General features: G+C 72.7%; 16 protein-coding genes and 1 tRNA gene. 8 read left to right on the forward strand and 9 right to left on the reverse strand.

What is annotated here, in order from left to right:
- The coding region (locus AOK24_RS08090) for an FtsX-like permease family protein (RefSeq protein WP_055719362.1) at positions 1-1,993 on the forward strand (1,993 nt) is incomplete at its 5' end.
- Between the two features lie 189 nt (positions 1,994-2,182).
- Here AOK24_RS08090 and AOK24_RS08095 read toward each other — a convergent pair.
- Complete coding sequence (locus tag AOK24_RS08095; RefSeq protein ID WP_055719363.1) at positions 2,183-3,109, reverse strand: LysR family transcriptional regulator; 927 nt, start codon at positions 3,107-3,109, stop codon at positions 2,183-2,185.
- A gap of 84 nt (positions 3,110-3,193) precedes the next feature.
- Between AOK24_RS08095 and AOK24_RS08100 the strand changes: the two genes are divergently transcribed.
- Together AOK24_RS08100 and AOK24_RS08105 are read left to right on the forward strand one after the other, a co-directional pair.
- Positions 3,194-3,955 carry a sulfite exporter TauE/SafE family protein gene (locus AOK24_RS08100; RefSeq protein WP_055719364.1) on the forward strand — a complete coding sequence of 254 codons (762 nt, stop codon included), beginning with the start codon at positions 3,194-3,196 and terminating at the stop codon, positions 3,953-3,955.
- A gap of 14 nt (positions 3,956-3,969) precedes the next feature.
- A complete protein-coding gene (locus tag AOK24_RS08105; RefSeq protein ID WP_240553732.1) occupies positions 3,970-4,455 on the forward strand; it encodes a hypothetical protein in 486 nt (161 codons plus the stop codon).
- A 69-nt stretch (positions 4,456-4,524) separates the two neighbouring features.
- On the opposite strand, the gene AOK24_RS08110 is transcribed toward AOK24_RS08105, so the two are convergent.
- The 7 genes from AOK24_RS08110 to galU form a co-directional block, all read right to left on the reverse strand.
- Positions 4,525-4,598 (reverse strand) — tRNA-Ala (locus AOK24_RS08110).
- A gap of 97 nt (positions 4,599-4,695) precedes the next feature.
- Positions 4,696-6,048, reverse strand: coding sequence for a divisome protein SepX/GlpR (gene sepX, locus AOK24_RS08115; RefSeq protein WP_055719366.1), 1,353 nt, complete (start codon positions 6,046-6,048; stop codon positions 4,696-4,698).
- 173 nt (positions 6,049-6,221) lie between these two features.
- A complete protein-coding gene (locus AOK24_RS08120) occupies positions 6,222-6,842 on the reverse strand; it encodes a GNAT family N-acetyltransferase (RefSeq protein WP_055719367.1) in 621 nt (206 codons plus the stop codon).
- Between the two features lie 26 nt (positions 6,843-6,868).
- Positions 6,869-7,399, reverse strand: coding sequence for a MogA/MoaB family molybdenum cofactor biosynthesis protein (locus AOK24_RS08125; protein ID WP_055719368.1), 531 nt, complete (start codon positions 7,397-7,399; stop codon positions 6,869-6,871).
- On the reverse strand, positions 7,396-7,875 hold the full coding sequence (gene moaC, locus AOK24_RS08130; protein WP_055719369.1) for a cyclic pyranopterin monophosphate synthase MoaC: 480 nt from the start codon (positions 7,873-7,875) through the stop codon (positions 7,396-7,398). The genes AOK24_RS08125 and moaC overlap by 4 nt, the downstream gene beginning before the upstream one ends.
- Positions 7,876-7,971: 96 nt before the next feature.
- Positions 7,972-9,297: a molybdotransferase-like divisome protein Glp gene (glp, locus tag AOK24_RS08135; protein WP_055719370.1), complete on the reverse strand. Its 1,326-nt coding sequence runs from the start codon at positions 9,295-9,297 to the stop codon at positions 7,972-7,974.
- Complete coding sequence (gene galU, locus AOK24_RS08140) at positions 9,294-10,205, reverse strand: UTP--glucose-1-phosphate uridylyltransferase GalU (protein WP_055719377.1); 912 nt, start codon at positions 10,203-10,205, stop codon at positions 9,294-9,296. The genes glp and galU overlap by 4 nt, the downstream gene beginning before the upstream one ends.
- Positions 10,206-10,298: 93 nt before the next feature.
- Here galU and AOK24_RS08145 point away from each other — a divergent pair, with 93 nt between their 5' ends.
- The gene (locus tag AOK24_RS08145; protein ID WP_055719371.1) at positions 10,299-10,925 is read left to right on the forward strand and encodes a 5-formyltetrahydrofolate cyclo-ligase; all 627 of its coding nucleotides are present in this window, start codon (positions 10,299-10,301) and stop codon (positions 10,923-10,925) included.
- Positions 10,926-11,035: 110 nt separating this feature from the next.
- Here AOK24_RS08145 and AOK24_RS08150 read toward each other — a convergent pair whose 3' ends face one another.
- Positions 11,036-13,876, reverse strand: a complete 2,841-nt coding sequence (locus tag AOK24_RS08150) for a penicillin acylase family protein (RefSeq protein WP_055719372.1) — start codon at positions 13,874-13,876, stop codon at positions 11,036-11,038.
- A gap of 217 nt (positions 13,877-14,093) precedes the next feature.
- Here AOK24_RS08150 and AOK24_RS08155 point away from each other — a divergent pair, with 217 nt between their 5' ends.
- The 4 genes from AOK24_RS08155 to AOK24_RS08170 all read left to right on the forward strand — a co-directional run bounded on the left by AOK24_RS08155 (position 14,094) and on the right by AOK24_RS08170 (position 18,454).
- Positions 14,094-15,659 carry a potassium/proton antiporter gene (locus AOK24_RS08155; RefSeq protein WP_055719373.1) on the forward strand — a complete coding sequence of 522 codons (1,566 nt, stop codon included), beginning with the start codon at positions 14,094-14,096 and terminating at the stop codon, positions 15,657-15,659.
- Positions 15,660-15,887: 228 nt separating this feature from the next.
- Positions 15,888-17,165: an MFS transporter gene (locus AOK24_RS08160; protein WP_055719374.1), complete on the forward strand. Its 1,278-nt coding sequence runs from the start codon at positions 15,888-15,890 to the stop codon at positions 17,163-17,165.
- Positions 17,166-17,232: 67 nt separating this feature from the next.
- Entirely contained in the window at positions 17,233-17,547 is a 315-nt protein-coding gene (locus AOK24_RS08165; RefSeq protein ID WP_055719375.1) for an FmdB family zinc ribbon protein, read from the forward strand.
- 73 nt (positions 17,548-17,620) lie between these two features.
- Entirely contained in the window at positions 17,621-18,454 is an 834-nt protein-coding gene (locus AOK24_RS08170; RefSeq protein ID WP_055719376.1) for an S-methyl-5'-thioadenosine phosphorylase, read from the forward strand.
- The last annotated feature ends 366 nt before the right edge of the window (positions 18,455-18,820 follow it).

Raw genomic sequence — 18,820 nt, forward strand, 5'->3', positions numbered from 1 at the left:
CCACGACGTCGTGGCAACCGGGAACTGGACCACCCTGGACTCCCGACTCCGCACACCCCACGACTCGTTCAGGGTCGTCGGCATCGCGGAGGACCTCGGTTTCGAACGCGCGGTCTTCTTCACCGGCGCCCAGGCAGCCGCCCTCTCCCCGCGGACCGTCCAGGCGGTCGTCGAGGCCGACGCGGCAGCCGTACGCGCCGCGCTCGCGGGTACGGACGTCCAGGTCCTGACCGGCGCCGCCCGCGCCGAAGCCGACCCGGGCGCCGGCCGTCAGGCGGAGCAACTGACCGGCCTGAACGCCCTGTTCGGGACGGCGGGCGGCGTCACGGCGTTCGTGTCGGTCTTCGTCGTAGCCTCGACGTTCGCCTTCACGGTGGCCCAACGCCGCCGTGAGTTCGGCCTGTTGCGCATGGCGGGCGCGACGCCGGGCCAGGTCCGGCGGACGGTCCTCGCCGAGGCCCTGCTGATCGGCGTCCTGGCGTCGGCGGCGGGCTGCGCGCTCGGCGCGTACGCGGCACCGTACGCGGGCGCCCTGGTGGTCGACGCCGGTCTCGCCCCCGACCGGTTCGCCGTGGGAGGGCGGGCCTGGCCGTACCACGCGGCGTTCTGGACGGGCCTGACGGTCGCCCTGAGCGGTGCCGTCGCCGCGTCCTGGCGCGCGGGCCGCACCGCCCCGTCGCAGGCCCTGCGCGAGGCGTCCGTCGACACGGACACCCTGCCGAGGGGCCGCCGGCTCTGCGGGGCGGCCCTTCTGCTGACGGCGGTCGCGACCCTCGCGTACGCGCTGGTGGCCGATCCCGGCGACCTGCTGCACCGCAAGACGTACATCAGCCGCCCCATGCTGCTGATCACGGCGGTGGCCCTGCTGTCCCCCGCGCTGATCCGCCCGCTGGTCCGGCTGCTCTCCTGGCCTGCGACCCGCTTCCGGGGCGCTGTGGGCCTCCTCGCGCGCGAGAACGCGTCCGCCGCGCTGCGCCGCACCGCCTCCCTCGCGGCGCCCGTCCTGGTCACCGTCGCCTTGTCGGGTTCCCTCCTGGGCGCGCCCGCGACCCTCGCGGAGGCCCGCGCGCGGGAGGCGCGCCAGCAGACGGCCGCCGACTTCGTGGCCCTGCCCTCGGACCCCGCGTCGGCCGCGCGCCTGAGGGCCGTCCCGGGAGCCGACGTGTCCGCCTCCTCCCCCACCGTCCTGCACACCCTGGAGGACGGCGTCGCCCTGGTGAAGTCCGAGGCCCGCGCAGTCGATCCGGCCCTGCTGTCCGCCACCGCGCGCCTGCCGGTGACCGCGGGAAGGATCACCGACCTCGACGACCGCTCGATCGTCGTCACCGAGGAGTGGGCCCGCCACCGGGTCGGCGACGAGGTCCGCGTCTGGCTCGCGGACGGCACGCCCAGGACCCTGCGGATCGCCGCCGTCCTGGCCATCGGCACGGGCGCGGGCGGCGCGTACGTCACCCCGGCGAACGCCCCCGGGGCGAGGGCCGACCGCGTCGACGTACGCGTGCGCGCGGGAGCCGACCGTACGGCGGTGGAGTCGGCGCTGCGCGCGGTGGACGGCGTACGGCTGCTCACCCGGGAGCAGTGGGTGACGACCCAACGCCCGGCACCGAACCGTGCCGCGCGCGTGGGGGTCTTCCTCGTCCTGGGGATCGCCGTGCTCTACACGGCCGTCGCTCTGGTCAACACCCTGTTGATGGCCGCCTCCGACCGGGGCCGCGAGCTGAGGTCCCTGCGGCTGGCCGGCGCGACGCGCGCCCAACTCCTGCGCCTCACCGCCCTGGAGGCCCTGGTCGTCGTCATCGCGGGGGCGTTCCTCGGCCTCCTGGTGACCCTCGTCGACCTCTCCGGGATGAGCGCCGCCCTGGGCCTGCTCTCCGCCCCGCCGGCCCTGTCCCCGCCCTGGGCGGCACTCGGCGCGGCCACCGCCGCATGCGCGCTGCTCGCGGTCGCCGCGTCGACGACGGCGCTGGCCACACGGTCGGACCAGAAGCCGTGACAGGCCGGGGCAGGGGCCGGGCCGCCCCGGAAAGGCCCGAGCGGATGCCCTCACAGGTGCGGCGGAACACTCCGGCGTCACAAGCCGCCGCCCACAGCGCCCGGACGCCCTCGCAAGCCGGGGGGCGGAACCCGGGCGGGACCGGCACAGACGCCCGGCGAGCCGAGCCCGAGCCCGTCCACAACCCCGTCAGACGCCCTCAGCGGCCGTCTGAGCCCCCGCGGACGGCTCCGCCAGAGCCGCGCGCCTCAAGTGATCCGCGAGGGCCGTGACGGCCGCCTGCGGCCCGTCCTTGACGCCCCAGGCCAGCAAGTGGTGCCGCCGGGCCCAGGGGTCCTGGAGTTCGCACACGTCCAGCGGCCGGCCCGGATCGAGGGCCCGGCGCGGGACGACCGCGAGGCCGACGCCGCCCGCGGCAAGCGCGACCTGGACGTTCAGGCTCGCGACGGTCGTCCGGTACCGCACCACCGGCGCGCGCTCCCCGAGGCGCCGTTCGATCCAGCGGCGCAGCGACGAACTCTCGTCGAGCCCGACGAGCGGATGCTCGGCGACCTCGCCGTACGACAGGGCCGTGCGCCCGGAGAGGATCCCTCCGGCCTGGCCGATCACGACGAGGGAGTCGTCGCCCAGCGGTTCGGTCCGCAGCCCGCAGTCGCGGGCCTCGGCGTCCAGGACGACCCCCAGGTCCGCCTGCCCGTCGGCGAGCCGGCGCACGGTCCCCGGTGTGGGGCTCTCGCAGACCGTGACGTCGACGTCCGGGTGCGCGCGCAGGAACGTCACCAGGGCGCGCGGCACGAGCCGGTGCATGGCCGAGCCGCCGCCCAGCAGGACCAGCGGGGCCGCGGGTGAGCGGCTGTAGCTGGCGACGGCGCTCTCCAGGCGCGCGGTCCGGTCGAGGACGTCGCGCGCGTGCCGGGCGAGCGTCGTACCCGCCGGGGTGGGCCGTACGCCGCGCCGCCCGCGCACCAGGAGCGGCACACCGGCCTGCCGCTCCAGCGCGCGTACGCGCGCGCTGGCCGACGGGAGGCTCAGGTGCATCCGCCGGGCGCCGCCGGTGATCGACCCCTCCGTCACGGTGTGGAGGAAGAGCCGCAGGTCGTCCAGGTCGTAGCGCACGCGCGTCAGCCTATGGCTGTGCCTGAGGCAGGATGAGCCGATCGCGCATTGTGGGCGTGCCGGTCGTGCGGGGATGCTCGTCGGGTGTCCGAGTTGCTGCTCGTCCTGCTGGCCGGTGTCGCCTCCGGTGCCCTGAACGCCATAGGGGGTGGCGGTACGTTCGTCGCGCTGCCCTCCCTCGTCGCCCTCGGCGTGCCGCCGGTCACCGCGAACGCGGTGTCCCGGGTCGCGCTCGTGCCCGGCTCGGTGGCGAGCGCGTGGGTGTACCGGCGGGAGATCGAGCAGGTCAAGGGGGTCTCCACGCGGGCGCTGACGGCGGCCGGCGTCGTCGGCGGCCTGGCCGGCGCGGGCCTCCTGCTGGCGCTCCCGGCCTCGTCTTTCGACGCGGCGGTGCCCTGGCTGCTGGCCTTCGCGACGGTGACCCTGGCCTGCGGCCCCCGCCTCTCCCGATCCCTCGCCGCCTCGCGCGGGCGCGCGACCCTGCTGTCCCCGCCCGCCCTGCTGACGGGCCAGTTCCTGCTCGGTGTGTACGGCGGATACTTCGGCGGAGCCGTAGGCATCATGATGATGGCCCTGTGGAGCGTCGGTACGGGTCTCGACGCGGCGACCGGCAATCCGATGCGTACGGCGCAGGTGACGGCCGTCTATCTGAGCGCGACGGTCCTGTTCCTCGCCGCCTCCGACGCGCTGAGCGCCCCGCGCCATCTGACGGCCCTCCTCGCGGGCGCGGTGATCGGCGGCTTCGCCGGGGCGCATCTGGGACGCCGTATGCCGTCCCGGCTGCTCCGGGGCACCGTCCTGGCGACGGCGGCGGCGATGACCGTCCTGTACTTCCTGCGTGGGTGAAGGGAGCCGATCCGGTGGCCGACGACATTCCGACGGTGCTCCGCGCGCGGCTCGTCGTCTCGTACCAGGCGTGCGCCCTGTCCGATCTCGCGCGCGGGGCCGTCCCGATCGCCGGGGACGGCGACGGGGCCCTCCTGGCAGAGGCCGCCGGCATCCTCGCCGCCGCCCGTCACCTCCTGGAGGCCGCGGTCGTCCACGAGCGCCTCGCGGGCGCGGGCTGGGACGCCATCGGCGCGGCCCTGGGTCTCTCGCCCCGCGCCGCCCGCGTCCGCTTCGCCCTCGCCGAGGCGGCCCTCCACGACCAACTACGCCGCCCTGAAGCCCCCGACACACCCCGGGCGCCCCAACTCCCGTCCTACGTCCTCCAGGAGCCCCTGGAGGCCGCTGCGGACCTCGACGACTGGGTCCTGCGTCACGCCGACGGCGACGAGACCCCCGGTACGGCCCCGGTCTCCGGCGCTCTGTCCCGGACGCCCTGTCAGCCGGGAGCCTCCGGGTAAAACAGAAGACCCCATCCGACTGGATGGGGTCTTCTCAACCGCTCTCGCATAGCGAGCAGTTGTTGCGGGTGGACCTGAGGGGATTTGAACCCCTGGCCCCCTCGATGCGAACGAGGTGCGCTACCGGACTGCGCCACAGGCCCTTGCAACGAGTGAAACTCTAGCACCCTCATCGCCCTGCTCGGAAATCCGTCCCCCGGGGGGAGCCGGCGGCCCGGTCGCAGGTCACGGGGTGGACGGTCATTCGTTGGCCGCGCGCGGGCGCTCGCCGTCCTCGTACTGGTCGAACAGTGGCGTGCGCCCGCGTTCGCGGGAGCGGCGGGCCGAGGCGGCGCGGCGGGCGTCGGAGCGTTCGTCGCCGTCCGCGCGCGCGGAGTCGTCGTCGGCCGGGGACTCCGGGGGAGCCGTCCCGTCCTGCGCCTCGTGGTCCGGGGCGACCGCGCTGGAGCGGGCGGAGCTCCAGGTGTCCGGGGCGCCGAGGTCGACGTCGGACGTCGCGCGCGGGGCGACGGGAGCGGTGACGTACGTCGGCAGGGGCACCGGGACGGGGTCCCAGCTGTCACCGTGGTCGGGGCGGCGCTGGCGTTCGCGCTGCTGGTCGACCCACTCGGCGTGGTCGGTCTGCTCGACGAGCGCGCGGCGGTCGGCGGCCAGGGCGAGCAGGCCGGGGTCCTCGGGCTCGGCCACCGGTTCGGGCTCCTCTGCGGGGACGTCGAACGCCTCCGTGGACACCGACGCGGACGAGCGGCGGTGCGGCTGGCGGACGCGCTCCTTGAGGCGCTGGGCGGCAACCTCCGCGCGCTGGCGGTCCATCTGGACGGCGAAGCGGCGGCGCTCCTGGGAGCGCAGGTAGGCGATGTACGCGCTGAGCAGGACGGCGGGCACACCGGGCGCCCACAGGAACGCGAGTCCCCCGACGGCGGCGATGACCGCGCCCAGGGTGAAGGCGAGGAAGAGCAGGACCGTGGTGCGGCGGCGGCGCGCGAGTGCCTTCGAACGCTGGGCCCGCTCGGCCGTCTGGCCGGTGGCGCGCGCGGGGGGCGTGCGCCGGGCGCCGGACACGCGCTGCTGGGCGGGAGCGGCGTACCCTTCACGGGCGTCCCGCACGTCCCGGGAGTCTCGGGCATCCCGCGCGTCCCGGACATCCCGCGAAACGTTCGCCTCACGCGCGGGATGCGCCTCGCGCGCAGCGCTCACCTCGCGTCCGGCGCCCGCGTCCCGCGCCGGGTTCTCCCGCCCGGGGTGCGCCTCGCGCGCGTGCGCGCCATCGGCGTCGTGCACGGAATGCGCGGGATGCGCCGAGTGCCCCTGCGGGCGCCCCGGAGGCATGGCGAAGGCCCGGACGTCCACCGGTTCGGTGGCGACGTCCAGGGCGTCGTCGTCGGGCTCCCCCGCCTCGGCGGAGCGGGCCCTCAGGTCCCGGGCGTACCGGCGCTCCATCCCCGCCCGGCCGGACAGCAACCGGATGGCTGTGCTGAAGCGTTCCGTCGGACGGGCCTCGTTCAGCTCGTCCTGCCTACGGAGCCACATCGGCACCAAGTAGGCGGCCCAGGCCCCGACAATGACTGCGTAGATGAGGCCGCTGCTGCTCACGCCTCACACCGTAGAGGGATTTGGTTGAGGCCATCCGCCAATTGGGCCGGTGTGTCGCACGATCTGGCTGATATTTCGAGCTTTTTTTGTGACCGATGCGATCAGCAGACCGCATCGGACCGGAACTTCAGCGTTTTGAGACGGTCATCGGCCGATCATTTTCGAACACATATTCAATTTCCCGGTCCGGTGGGATTGCCCGGCGCGCGGTGCCGGTCGTACGAGCGGCGCCAGCGGTTCAGGAGCCCTTCGGGTACTTCCTCGGCGGTGAGTGCGAACACGAGGTGGTCGCGCCAGGCGCCGTCGATGTGCAGATAACGGGGCCTGAGGCCCTCCTCCCGGAATCCGAGTTTCTCCACCACGCGGCGGCTCGGGCCGTTCTCGGGGCGAATGCAGACCTCGATGCGGTGCAGTCCCACGGTGCGGAAACAGTGGTCGACGACGAGCGCGACGGACGTCGGCATGACGCCACGCCCGGCCACCGTCTCGTCGACCCAGTACCCGACGTGCCCGGAGCACATGGAGCCCCAGGTGATGCCGGCGACCGTCAACTGGCCGACGAGGCGCCCCTGGTACTCGATGACGAACGGCAGCATGCGGCCCGCGTTCGCCTCGGAGCGCAGGTGGCGGACCATCTGCCGGTAGGTCGGCCGGTGCGCGAGAGGGCCGTTCGGCGCGGGCGGCGGGATCGTCGCCTCCCAGGGGCGCAGCCAGTCGCGGTTGCGCCGGTTGACCTCGCGCCAGGCGCTCTGGTCGCGGACCTTTATCGGCCGCAGGACGATGTCGCCGTCCACCAGCCGCGCGGGCCAGGATGGGGTGTTCAGCTCGCACCCCCGGCTCTGGGATGGTCGCCGCCGCGGATCTGGTCGACGGCGTGGACCAGGAGGGGTTCCAGGACGGCCAGCCCGTCCTTCACCCCGCCGGTGGAGCCCGGCAGGTTGACGACGAGCGTGTCGCGCGCGAGGCCGGCGAGGCCGCGGGAGAGCGCCGCGGTGGGGACCTTGTCGCGGCCGTACGCGCGGATGGCCTCGGCGATGCCGGGGATCTCGCGGTCGAGGACCGCGCGGGTCGCCTCGGGGGTGCGGTCGGTGGGCGAGACGCCGGTGCCGCCGGTGGTGACGATGACGTCGTACCCGGCGTCCACGCCCGCGCGCAGGGCCGTCTCCACGGGGTCGCCGTCGGGGACGATCTGGGGGCCGTCCACGGCGAATCCGAGGGCGCGCAGGCCCTCGGCGACCAGCGGGCCGCCCTTGTCCTCGTAGACGCCCGCGGAGGCCCGGTTGGAGGCCGTCACGACCAGCGCGGAGTACGGCGCGGGCAGCGCGCCTGCGACGGACGGGTCGAGTGTCATGTCCTGCTCCAGTCGCCGGACTTGCCGCCCGTCTTCTCCTCCACCCGCACGTCCGTGATGACCGCTCCCTTGTCGACCGCCTTGACCATGTCGATCACGGTGAGCGCGGCGACACAGACCGCGGTGAGGGCCTCCATCTCGACGCCCGTGCGGTCCGCCGTGCGGACCGTGGCGAGGATCTCCACGGCGTCGTCCGCGACCGACAGGTCCAGTGTCACACCGGACAGCGACAGCGGGTGGCACAGCGGGATGAGGTCCGGGGTGCGCTTGGCCCCCATGATGCCCGCGATGCGTGCCACGGCGAGCGCGTCGCCCTTGGGGACGCCCTCGCCGCGCAGCAGCTCGACCACGCGCGGGGAGACGAGGACGCGGCCGGACGCGCGCGCGGTGCGGGCCGTCACGTCCTTGCCGGTCACGTCGACCATCCGGGCGGCGCCCGCCTCGTCGATATGCGTCAGTCGGTCCTGCGTGCTCATGCTGTGTGGCGCTCCCGGTCCGGGCCTGTTGTGCGCGACACGGTACTCCCCGGCCGGCGGGGACGACGGAACGGGACCGTCCTGCGGGCGGGCGCCTCAGCCGAGGACGACGACCTCGACGGCGGTGCCCGGCTCGACGTGGTCGACGTCCTCGGGGACGACGATCAGCGCGTCCGCGTGCGCGAGGGCGGCGACCAGGTGGGAGCCTGCGCCGCCGACGGGGCTGACGGTGCCGTCGGCGCAGGTGGCGCGCAGGTACTGGCGGCGGCCCGCCGGGGACGTGAGGGGCTTGTCGGCGGTGAGCCGCGCGCGCGTGGTGGGCCGGTGGAGGTCCGTGAGGCCCATCAGCGCGCGGATGGCGGGCCGGACGAACAGCTCGAAGGACACGTACGACGAGACCGGGTTGCCGGGCAGCGCCAGCAGGGGCGTGTGGTCGGGGCCGACCGTGCCGAAGCCCTGGGGCTTGCCGGGCTGCATGGCGAGCGTGCGGAAGTCGACGCCCGCGCCCGCCTCGTCCTCGTCGGCGACGGACGACAGCGCCTCCTTGACGACGTCGTACGCGCCGACGCTGACGCCGCCGGTGGTCACCAGCAGGTCGGCGCGCACGAGTTGGTCCTCGATGGTGGAGCGCAGCGTCTCGGGGTCGTCGGCGACCGCGCCCACGCGGTAGGCGATCGCTCCGGCGTCGCGGGCGGCGGCGGTGAGGGCGAAGCTGTTGGAGTCGAAGATCTGCCCGTCGGCCAGCTGCTCGCCGGGCTGGATCAGTTCGCTGCCGGTGGACAGGACGACCACGCGCGGGCGCGGGCGTACGCGGACGGTGCCCCGGCCGATCGCGGCGAGCAGGGCGATCTGGGGCGGCCCGAGGACCGTACCGGCGCTCAGCGCGCGGTCGCCCGCGCGGACGTCGCTGCCCTGCGCGCGTACGTGCGCGCGGGCCTCGGCGGGCCGGTACACGCGTACCTGCCCGTAGGCGCCCTCCGGGGCGAGGCTGTGTGCGCGCATGGAGCCGACCGGGCCCTCGCCGAGCCCGCCGTCGGTCCACTCGACGGGGACGACGGTCTCGGCGCCGGGCGGCAGGGGGGCGCCGGTCATGATGCGGGCGGCCTGGCCGGGGCCCACGTGCAGGAGGGCCGCCTGCGCTCCCGCCGCGACGTCCCCGACGACCTCCAGGGCGGCCGGGAACTCCTGGCTCGCGCCCGCGACGTCCGCGACCCGGACCGCGTACCCGTCCATGGAGCTGTTGTCGAACGGCGGCAGGGAGACCGCGACCGTGACGTCCTCGACGAGGACGCAGCCCTGGGCGTCGAGGAGTTGCAGCTCGATGGGTTCGAGGGGGCGGACGGTCGCGAGGACGTCCTCAAGGTGCTCGTCCACGGACCAGGTGCGGTCCTGGGCGGCGGGGCGCGGTGCGGCGGTGCTCAACGCGGCTGCAACTCCTCGGTGACGTAACGGTGGAGCCAGGTCCGGAAGTCCGGTCCCAGGTCTTCACGTTCGCACGCGAGTCTGACAATGGCACGCAGGTAGTCGCCGCGGTCGCCGGTGTCATAGCGGCGGCCCTTGAAGACGACGCCGTGCACGGGGCCGCCGGCGGTCTCGTCCTGGGCGAGCTGCTGGAGGGCGTCGGTGAGCTGGATCTCGCCCCCGCGCCCGGGTGCGGTGGTGCGCAGGATGCCGAAGACGGCCGGGTCGAGGACGTAGCGGCCGATGATCGCGTAGTTGGACGGGGCGTCCGCGGGCTCCGGCTTCTCGACGAGGCCGGTCACCTCGACGACGTCGGCGTCGGCGGTGGGCCGCACGGCCGCGCACCCGTAGAGGTGGATCTGCTCGGGGGCGACCTCCATGAGGGCGACGACGCTGCCGCCGTGCTGCTCCTGGACCTCGATCATGCGCTGGAGCAGGGGGTCGCGCGGGTCGATCAGGTCGTCGCCCAGGAGGACCGCGAAGGGCTCCTGGCCGACGTGCGGGGCCGCGCACAGCACCGCGTGGCCCAGGCCCTTGGGGTCGCCCTGGCGCACGTAGTGCATGGTCGCGAGGTCGCTGGATTCCTGGACCTTGGAGAGCCGGGCGGCGTCGCCCTTCTTCTGGAGCGCTGACTCGAGCTCGTAGTTGCGGTCGAAGTGGTCCTCCAGGGGCCGCTTGTTGCGGCCGGTCACCATGAGGACGTCGTCGAGACCGGCGGACACGGCCTCCTCGACCACGTACTGGATCGCGGGCTTGTCCACGACCGGCAGCATCTCCTTGGGCGTCGCCTTCGTCGCCGGCAGGAACCGGGTTCCGAGGCCGGCCGCGGGGATGACAGCCTTGCTGATCCTGGGGTGGGACTGAGTCATGGCGGTCACCCTATCCGGTGCTCTTGAGCGGAATCCGTGACACCGGATCACGGATGCTCATATGAGCGTATTCGAGACAGTGCGGAGTGATGCATGAGCCCGACCGACGGCCCGGCGGCGTCCGGCAAGCGCGAACTGCGGCGGCAACTCCTCGCCGTACGCGCCGGGTTGACCCCCCATGACCTGCGAGGATCGGCCGCCGCCCTGGCCGAACGCGCGCTGGAGCTGCCGGAGCTGGCGCACGCGCGCGTGGTGGCGGCGTACGTCTCCGTCGGGAGCGAGCCGGGCACGCTCGCGCTCCTGGACGCGCTGTGCGCGCGGGGCGTGCGCGTCCTGCTGCCCGCGCTGCTGCCGGACAACGACCTGGACTGGGGCCCGTACGACGGCGAGGGCTCCCTCGCGAGCGTGCGGCACGGCGGGCGGATGGCCCTCCTGGAGCCCGTCGGCGAGCGGCTCGGCCCGGACGCCGTGACGGGCGCCGACGTCGTCCTGCTGCCCGGCCTCGCGGTCGACGCGCGCGGGATGCGGCTGGGGCGCGGAGGGGGCTCGTACGACCGGGTGCTGGCGCGGCTGGAGCGGGCGGGGTCGGGTGCGGCGCTGGTGGTGCTCCTGTACGACGGCGAGGTCGTCGAGCGGGTACCGGCGGAGGAGCACGACCGGCCGGTGCACGCGGTGGTGACGCCGTCGGGGGTACGTCGGTACGGGACCGTAGCGTCGTAACGTATCCGTAGCGTCGTAACGCATCCGTACCGATGAAACGGTGCCGTGGCGATTGACGGAAAAGGGGCCCTCGCGCGGAGGGCCCCTTTTCCGTCAGTCGCGCGTGCGCGTCACGGCTTCAGTGTGAGCGTGTCGCTCGTGCTGCCGTCGACGGACTTCGACGTGAAGGACCAGTCGAGGAGTTCGCCGTTGGCCCACTTGCCGGTCTGGTCGGTGTAGTGGGCGCTGAAGGCGTGTCCCGAGGCGCCGGAGAGGTTGATCCACTTCGACTTGTCGAAGTCGTCGAGGTTGACGACCATCCGCATCGAGGGGACCCAGACGACGCCGTAGCCGCCGGCCGCGTTCCAGCCGGTCGCGTTGACCGCGGCCTCGCCGCCGCTGAGCTTCCAGGGGCCGCGGTTGAGGATGTACCGCAGGAAGTCGGGGCCTTCGGTGCCGAGGGTCTGGTTCTTCAGGAACAGCCGGTGCAGGCGGCCCCAGCTCCAGGTGTCCATGTCCTTGCCGAGCTTGGCGGTCAGCTCCCAGCGGGCGTCGATCAGCGCGCGCTTGAAGAGGCCGTCGCGGTTCACGGCGCCGGGACGGGTGCCGGAGCGGGGCGTCTTCCACCAGTCGCTCTTGGGCTTGTCGATGAGGTTGCGCACGACCTCGAACCAGCGGTCGCCGCCGTCGGGCTGCGCCTGGTCGGCGTCGCGCATGCCGCACTCGCGGACCTTCTGCGTGTCGTCGACAGGGCCGGTGGAGTTGACCGGATCGACCCACAGGCACTGTCCCTCGACGCGCAGTTCCTTGGGGAGCTTGTTGCCGAAGGCGAGCTTGAGGATGTTGCGCCACACGGCGTTGAAGTAGGCGGCAGCGGCGGAGTCGGCGTCCTGGGTGTAGTCCCAGCCCTGGAGGAGCTTCTGGGCCTCGCGGACGTCCGGGTCGTCGATGTCGATCTTCAGGAGCCTCGGTACGAGCAGCTTGGCGATCTCGCTGCTGCTGTCGAGCTGCATCTGGCGCATGTCGTCGGTGGAGATCTTGCCGCCGCCCTCGATCTTCTGCTTGATCAGGTCGGTGATGCGCTGGCTGCGGGTGCCGTAGCCCCAGTCGGTGGTCAGCGTGTACGGGTAGTCGCCTGGGTCGACGACGGCCTGGTTGGCGGTGACGATGTAGCCGCGCGCGGGGTTGTACTCGTTCGGCAGCTGGTCGAACTTCAGGTAGCCCGTCCACGCGTACTTGGCGTCCCAGCCGGGGGCGGGGATGGAGCCGTCGTGGTTCTTCCCGCGCGTGGGGATCTTCCCCGGCAGCTGGTAGCCGATGTCGTTCTTGGTGTCGGCGTAGATCAAGTTCTGCGAGGGGACGTCGAAGAGCTTGGCGGCGTCGCGGAAGCTCTCCCAGTCGGACGCCTTGTTCATCGCGAAGACGGCGTCCATGGTGGTGCCGGGTTCGAGGGCGGTCCACTTCAGGGCGACGCCGTAGCCGTCGCCGCGGTCCGGCGCCGAGGAGGTGACGCCGGCCTTCTTGCCGACGTCGACGAGCTCGTCGTTGCGGTCGGACAGCAGGGGCATGCCGTCCTCGGTCTGCCGTACGACGATCTTCTTGGCCTCGGAGCCCGCGACGTTGATGGTCTCCTCGCGCGTGACGAACGGGCGGACCTTGCCGTCGTACTCGTAGCCGTCGCCGGTGATCTTCTCCAGGTAGAGGTCGGTGACGTCGACGCCGGAGTTGGTCATGCCCCAGGCGATGTTCTGGTTGTGGCCGATGACGACGCCCGGCATGCCCGCGAAGGTGTAGCCGGTGACGTCGTACTGGCAGGTCGCGGAGACGGTGCGGCAGTGCAGGCCCATCTGGTACCAGACGGAGGGCAGCGAGGCCGTCAGGTGCGGGTCGTTGGCCAGGAGGGGCTTGCCGGTGATCGTGTGCTCCCCGGCGACGACCCACGAGTTGGAGCCGATGCCGTTGCCGTTCACGCCGACGGCCTCGGGAAGGTCGTCGAGGACCCCGTTGAGGCCCGCCAGCTGGCCCTGGAGGGCCGAGGAGCCCTGGGTCGAGGTTCCGGAGCCCGAGCCGCTTCCCGAGCCCGTGGAGGAGCCGCTGGAGCTTCCGGAGGAGGAGCCGGACGAGGAGGAGCCCGAGGAGCCCGAGGAGCCCGACGACGAGCCGCCCGAGTCGCCCGAGTCGCTCTTCGACCCGAACTCGCCGGTCAGCTCGTCGTACTGGCCCTCCTGGACGATCGCCTGGTTGCGGCTGTACGGATACGCCGGGTACAGGTCGGCGATCTGCTGCGGGCCGAGGCGGCTGGTCATGAGGGCGCGGTCGATCTCGTCCTTCATGTTGCCGCGCAGGTCCCAGGCCATCGCCTTGAGCCAGGACACCGAGTCGACGGGGGTCCACTCGGCCGGCTTGTAGTCGTTGGTGAAGCCCAGGGCCGCGTACTCGAGGGAGATGTCCTCGCCGGACTTGCCCTTGAGGTACGCGTTGACCCCCTTGGCGTACGCCTGGAGGTACTTCTTCGTGGAGGCCGACAGGACCTTGTCGTACTCCTGCTTGGCGACGCGGTCCCAGCCCAGGGTGCGCAGGAATTCGTCATTCTCGATCTGGCCCTTGCCGAACATCTCCGACAGGCGCCCGGAGGTCATGTGGCGGCGTACGTCCATCTCGTAGAACCGGTCCTGCGCCTGGACGTAGCCCTGCGCCATGAACAGGTCGGCGTCGGAGGAGGCGTAGATCTGCGGGATGCCGTAGCCGTCGCGCTTGACCTCGACCGGACCGGACAGCCCGTCCAGCTTGATCTCGCCCGACGTCTGCGGGAACGAGGCCCGGACCGTGCTGACGGACCAGTACCCGCCGTAGGCGATTCCCCCGATCACCGCCAGGACCAGGACGATCACGATCAGGCGGGCTTTGCGCCCCTTTTTCCTGCCGGACTTGCCGGGCTTGTCGCCCGTTGTGGCGGTGGTATTCGGGGGCATCGCTGTCCTTGCTGTCCTAACGCGAGCGGCAGGTCGGGCTGTGACTTTGAATGAACGCTGGAGCAACCATAGGCGCAGGGCCTGAGGCCACTTGACTCGGAGTCGGGAACGCGGGCGCGCGGGCGCCGGTCCACACCTCGGCGAGCGTCAAGAAATCGTCAAGAGTTAGGTAAGGTAACGAAGTAGTTGGCTGTACGGCGCAGGCACGTCCTGTCCGATGTGTTCATGCGCCCCCGCCGGCCCCTCTCGCCAGACAAGGAATCCGCCACTGACCGTCCATCACCTCAACCAGCTCCTGCTCGTCTGCTCGCTCGTCCTGCTCGTCGCTGTCGCGGCCGTACGGATCTCCTCGCGCAGCGGGCTCCCCAGCCTGCTCGTCTACCTGGGGATCGGCGTCCTCATGGGCCAGGACGGCATCGGTGACATCCACTTCAGCAACGCCGAGATGACCCAGGTCATCGGGTACGCGGCCCTGGTCGTGATCCTCGCCGAGGGCGGTCTGGGGACGAAGTGGAAGGAGGTCGGGCCCGCGCTGCCCTCGGCCTCCGCGCTGGCGCTCGGCGGAGTCGCGGTGAGCGTCGGGGTGACGGCGACGGCCGCGCACTACCTGGTCGACCTGGAGTGGCGGCAGGCGCTCATCATCGGGGCGGTGGTGTCGTCGACGGACGCCGCGGCGGTCTTCTCCGTCCTGCGCCGCATCCCGCTGCCCGCGCGCGTGACGGGCACCCTGGAGGCCGAGTCGGGGTTCAACGACGCCCCGGTCGTCATCCTGGTGGTCGCGTTCTCGACGGCGGGCCCCGTCGAGCACTGGTACGTGCTGCTCGGCGAGATAGCCCTGGAGCTGGCCATCGGCGCGGCGATCGGCCTGGCGGTCGGCTTCGCGGGCGCGTGGGGGCTTCGGCACGTCGCGCTGCCCGCCTCCGGCCTCTACCCGATCGCCGTCATGGCCATCGCCGTCACCGCGTACGCGGGCGGCGCGCTCGCGCACGGCAGCGGCTTCCTCGGCGTCTACCTCGCCTCGATGGTGCTCGGCAACGCGAAGCTGCCGCACTGGCCCGCCACGCGCGGGTTCGCCGAAGGGCTCGGCTGGATCGCCCAGATCGGCATGTTCGTCCTGCTCGGCCTGCTGGTCACGCCGCACGAGCTGGGCGACGACTTCATGCCCGCGCTGATCATCGGACTGGTCCTGACGATGGTCGCGCGCCCGCTGAGCGTCCTGCTGTGCCTGCTGCCGTTCCGGGTGCCCTGGCAGGAGCAGACGCTGATGTCCTGGGCGGGGCTGCGCGGCGCGGTGCCCATCATCCTGGCGACGATCCCCATGGTGAGCGACGTCGACGGCAGCCAGCGGATCTTCAACATCGTCTTCGTGCTGGTCGTCGTCTACACGCTCGTGCAGGGGCCCACGCTCCCCTGGCTCGCCCGCACCCTGCGCCTGGGCGAGGGCAGCGAGGCGACCGACCTGGGGATCGAATCGGCGCCCCTGGAGCGGCTGCGCGGTCATCTTCTGTCCGTCGCGATCCCGGAGGGGTCCAAGATGCACGGCGTCGAGGTCGGCGAACTGCGCCTGCCCGCGGGCGCGGCGGTCACCCTCGTCGTCCGCGACGACGCCTCCTTCGTGCCGTCCCCGACGACCGTCCTGCGGTACGGCGACGAGCTGCTCGTCGTCGCCACCGACCCCGTGCGGGACGCCGCCGAGAAGCGCCTGCGCGCGGTGGGCCACGGCGGCAAGCTCGCCGGCTGGCTGGGGACGGACGGGAGAGGTGAACCGCAGGCGAAGCGTTAACGACAGGTTTCGCGGTGCTCATTCTCACAGGCCACGAAGGGCACCGCCCCCTGTACGATGAACGCGACCTAGATCGAACCAACTCTGTCTGAAGCAGAGCTGGCGCGACCGTATGGCGGCCGGAACGCCCTCTTCAAAGAGGGCGACGGTATCTACCGCAGCGCGCAAGAGGACAGCTCTCGGCGTCCCCCACCGGGCGCGCTACCAGGCGGCAGAAAGGCACGGGCCGTGGCATCCACGGTCACCGAGAAGTCAGCCGAAGGCCGTCCCGGATACGGGCAGCTCCTGCGCACACGCGGGGCGTGGACCTTCCTGCTGCCGGGCTTCGCGGCACGCCAGCCGTTCGCGATGCTCACGATTTCCATCGTGCTCCTCGTCCAGCACACCACCGGCTCGTACGGCGCGGCAGGCGCGGCGGCGGCCGTCACCGGTGTCTCCCTGGCCCTGTTCTCGCCCTTCAGCGGCCGTCTCGCCGACCGGTACGGGCAGCGGGCGGTCCTGCTGCCCGGCGTCGTCGTGCACGCCCTGTCGGGCCTCACGCTGACCGCCCTCGCGCTGGCCGACGCCCCCCTGTGGGCGCTCTTCGCGGCGGCCGTCCCCACCGGCGCCTCGGTGCCGCAGGTCGGGCCCATGGTGCGCGCGCGGTGGGGCGTGACGCTGAAGGACTCGCCCCTGATGCCGACGGCGGCGGCCTTCGAGTCCGTCACCGACGAGCTGACGTTCGTCGTCGGCCCACTGCTGGCGACCGCCCTGTGCACCGCCGTCCACCCGGCCGCCGGGCTCGTCACGGAAGCCGCCCTGACGCTGGTCGGCGGGCTGCTGTTCGCCGCGCAGAAGAGCACCCAGCCGCCGGTCGCCGCGCACGGGCACGCGCGCGTGGAGCACGCCTCCGCGCTGCGCGTCCCCGGCGTGCGCGTGCTGATCGTCGCGTTCCTCGGCATCGGGTCCGTCTTCGGCGGCATGCAGGTGTCGCTGGCCGCGTTCACCGAGTCGATCGGCGAACCCGGGCTGAACGGCGTCCTGTACGGCACGTTCGCCGCCGGGAACATGCTGTCGGGCGTCGTCTGCGGCGCCATCGCCTGGAAGGTCGCCCCGAGGCGCCGGCTGCTCGTCGCGTACGGCGCGCTCGCGCTGGTGGCCTCCGGGCTGTGGGCCGCGCACTCGGTGCTGCTGCTCGCCGGGCTCGGGCTGCTGGTCGGCGTGTGCATCGCGCCCGCGCTGATCACCGGTTACACGCTGGTCGAGGAGCTGGTTCCGGCGGGCGCGCGCACGGAGGCGTTCACGTGGATGACCGGTGCGGTCGCGCTGGGGCAGGCGGCGGCCGTCACGGTCGCCGGACAGCTGGAGGACCGCCTCTGGGACGGCTCCGGGTTCCTCGTGCCCATGGGCGGCACGCTGCTGGCCCTGGTGACCGTCCTGGCGCTGCGTTCGCGGCTCGCGTCGCCCGCGCGCGGGAGGACGGTCGCACGTGGCGTCGGTCACCGCGTGCCGGTGGCAGTGGACTGATCCCCGGGAATACGTCACTATGGACCCTCGTTAGCACTCATCGAGTGAGAGTGCCAGGAGGAAGACAGTGCCGACCTACCAGTACCAGTGCACCGAGTGCGGCGAGGGCCTTGAGGCGGTGCAGAAGTTCACCGACGACGCCCTGACCGAGTGCCCCAGCTGCAACGGCCGCCTGAAGAAGGTGTTCTCCGCGGTCGGCATCGTCTTCAAGGGCTCCGGCTTCTACCGCAACGACAGCCGCGGCTCGTCGTCGAGCAGCTCGCCCGCGTCGGCCAAGTCGTCGTCCTCCTCGTCCACTTCGTCCACCACGGACTCGAAGCCGTCGTCCGACGCGAAGCCCGCCTCGGACTCCAAGCCGTCCGCCGGCACCACCGCCGCCTGACGCACCTCGCTTCCGAAGACCCCGCCGTCCCTCGACGGCGGGGTCTTCGTCGTCAGCGGCTACTGTTCCGTGCATGACGAACGCAGAGATCGGCGTGATCGGCGGCTCCGGCTTCTACTCGTTCCTCGACGACGTCACCGAGATACAGGTCGACACTCCGTACGGGGCGCCCAGTGACTCCCTCTTCCTCGGCGAGGTCGCCGGCCGGCGGGTCGCGTTCCTGCCCCGGCACGGGCGCGGGCACCATCTGCCGCCCCACCGGATCAACTACCGCGCCAACCTCTGGGCGCTCAGGTCCGTCGGGGTACGGCAGGTGCTCGGGCCGTGCGCGGTGGGCGGACTGCGGCCCGAGTACGGGCCCGGGACGCTGCTGGTCCCCGACCAGCTGGTGGACCGTACGAAGTCCCGGGCGAACACGTACTTCGACGGGCTGCCGCTGCCCGACGGGACCGTGCCGAACGTCGTGCACGTCTCGCTGGCCGACCCGTACTGCCCGGCCGGGCGCGCGGTCGCGCTGAAGGCCGCGCGGGGGCGGGACTGGGAGGCCGTGGACGGCGGGACGCTGGCCGTGATCGAAGGGCCGCGGTTCTCGACGCGTGCGGAATCGCTGTGGCACCGGGCCCAGGGGTGGTCGGTCGTGGGGATGACCGGGCATCCGGAGGCGGCGCTCGCCCGTGAACTGGAGCTCTGCTACACGTCGTTGACGCTCGTCACGGATCTGGACGCCGGGGCGGAGACGGGTGAGGGGGTGTCCCACGAGGAGGTGCTCGCCGTGTTCTCGGCGAATGTGGGGCGGCTGCGGGATGTGCTGTTCGACGTGGTGGCGGGGCTGCCGGCGTCGGATGTGCGGGAGTGTCTGTGTGTGGACGCGCTGGGCGGGATGGACCCGGGGTTCGTGCTGCCCTAGCAACGTCAGCCCTGGTTCTTCCCAGGGCGGCGCCACGTTCGGGTGACGGGGTTTTCCCCAGGGGCCGGGGTTGTCCACAGGGCGCGGCGGAGGGTTGCGGAAGAGGTCATCGTGGGTCTCGCAGGCCGGATGTGCGGCCTGTGCGGTCCGCCGGGGGTGCCGGGCGGCCGTCCCTTCGTCGCCGGTGGTGATCCCCATGAGCGTTCCGCCTCCCTCCTCCTCGTACTCCCCGCCCGGTGCGGACACCCCGGCCACCTGCGAGGTGCCGCACTTCTCGCCCGTGCGGGTGCGGGGCGCGGGGTATCTGCTGGGGCGGCTCGCCCGGCAGCGCGGGCGGGCGCTGGCGCTGGGGCTCGCGGTGACCGC

This window comes from Streptomyces niveiscabiei (assembly GCF_001419795.1).
GTDB classification, from domain to species: domain Bacteria; phylum Actinomycetota; class Actinomycetes; order Streptomycetales; family Streptomycetaceae; genus Streptomyces; species Streptomyces niveiscabiei.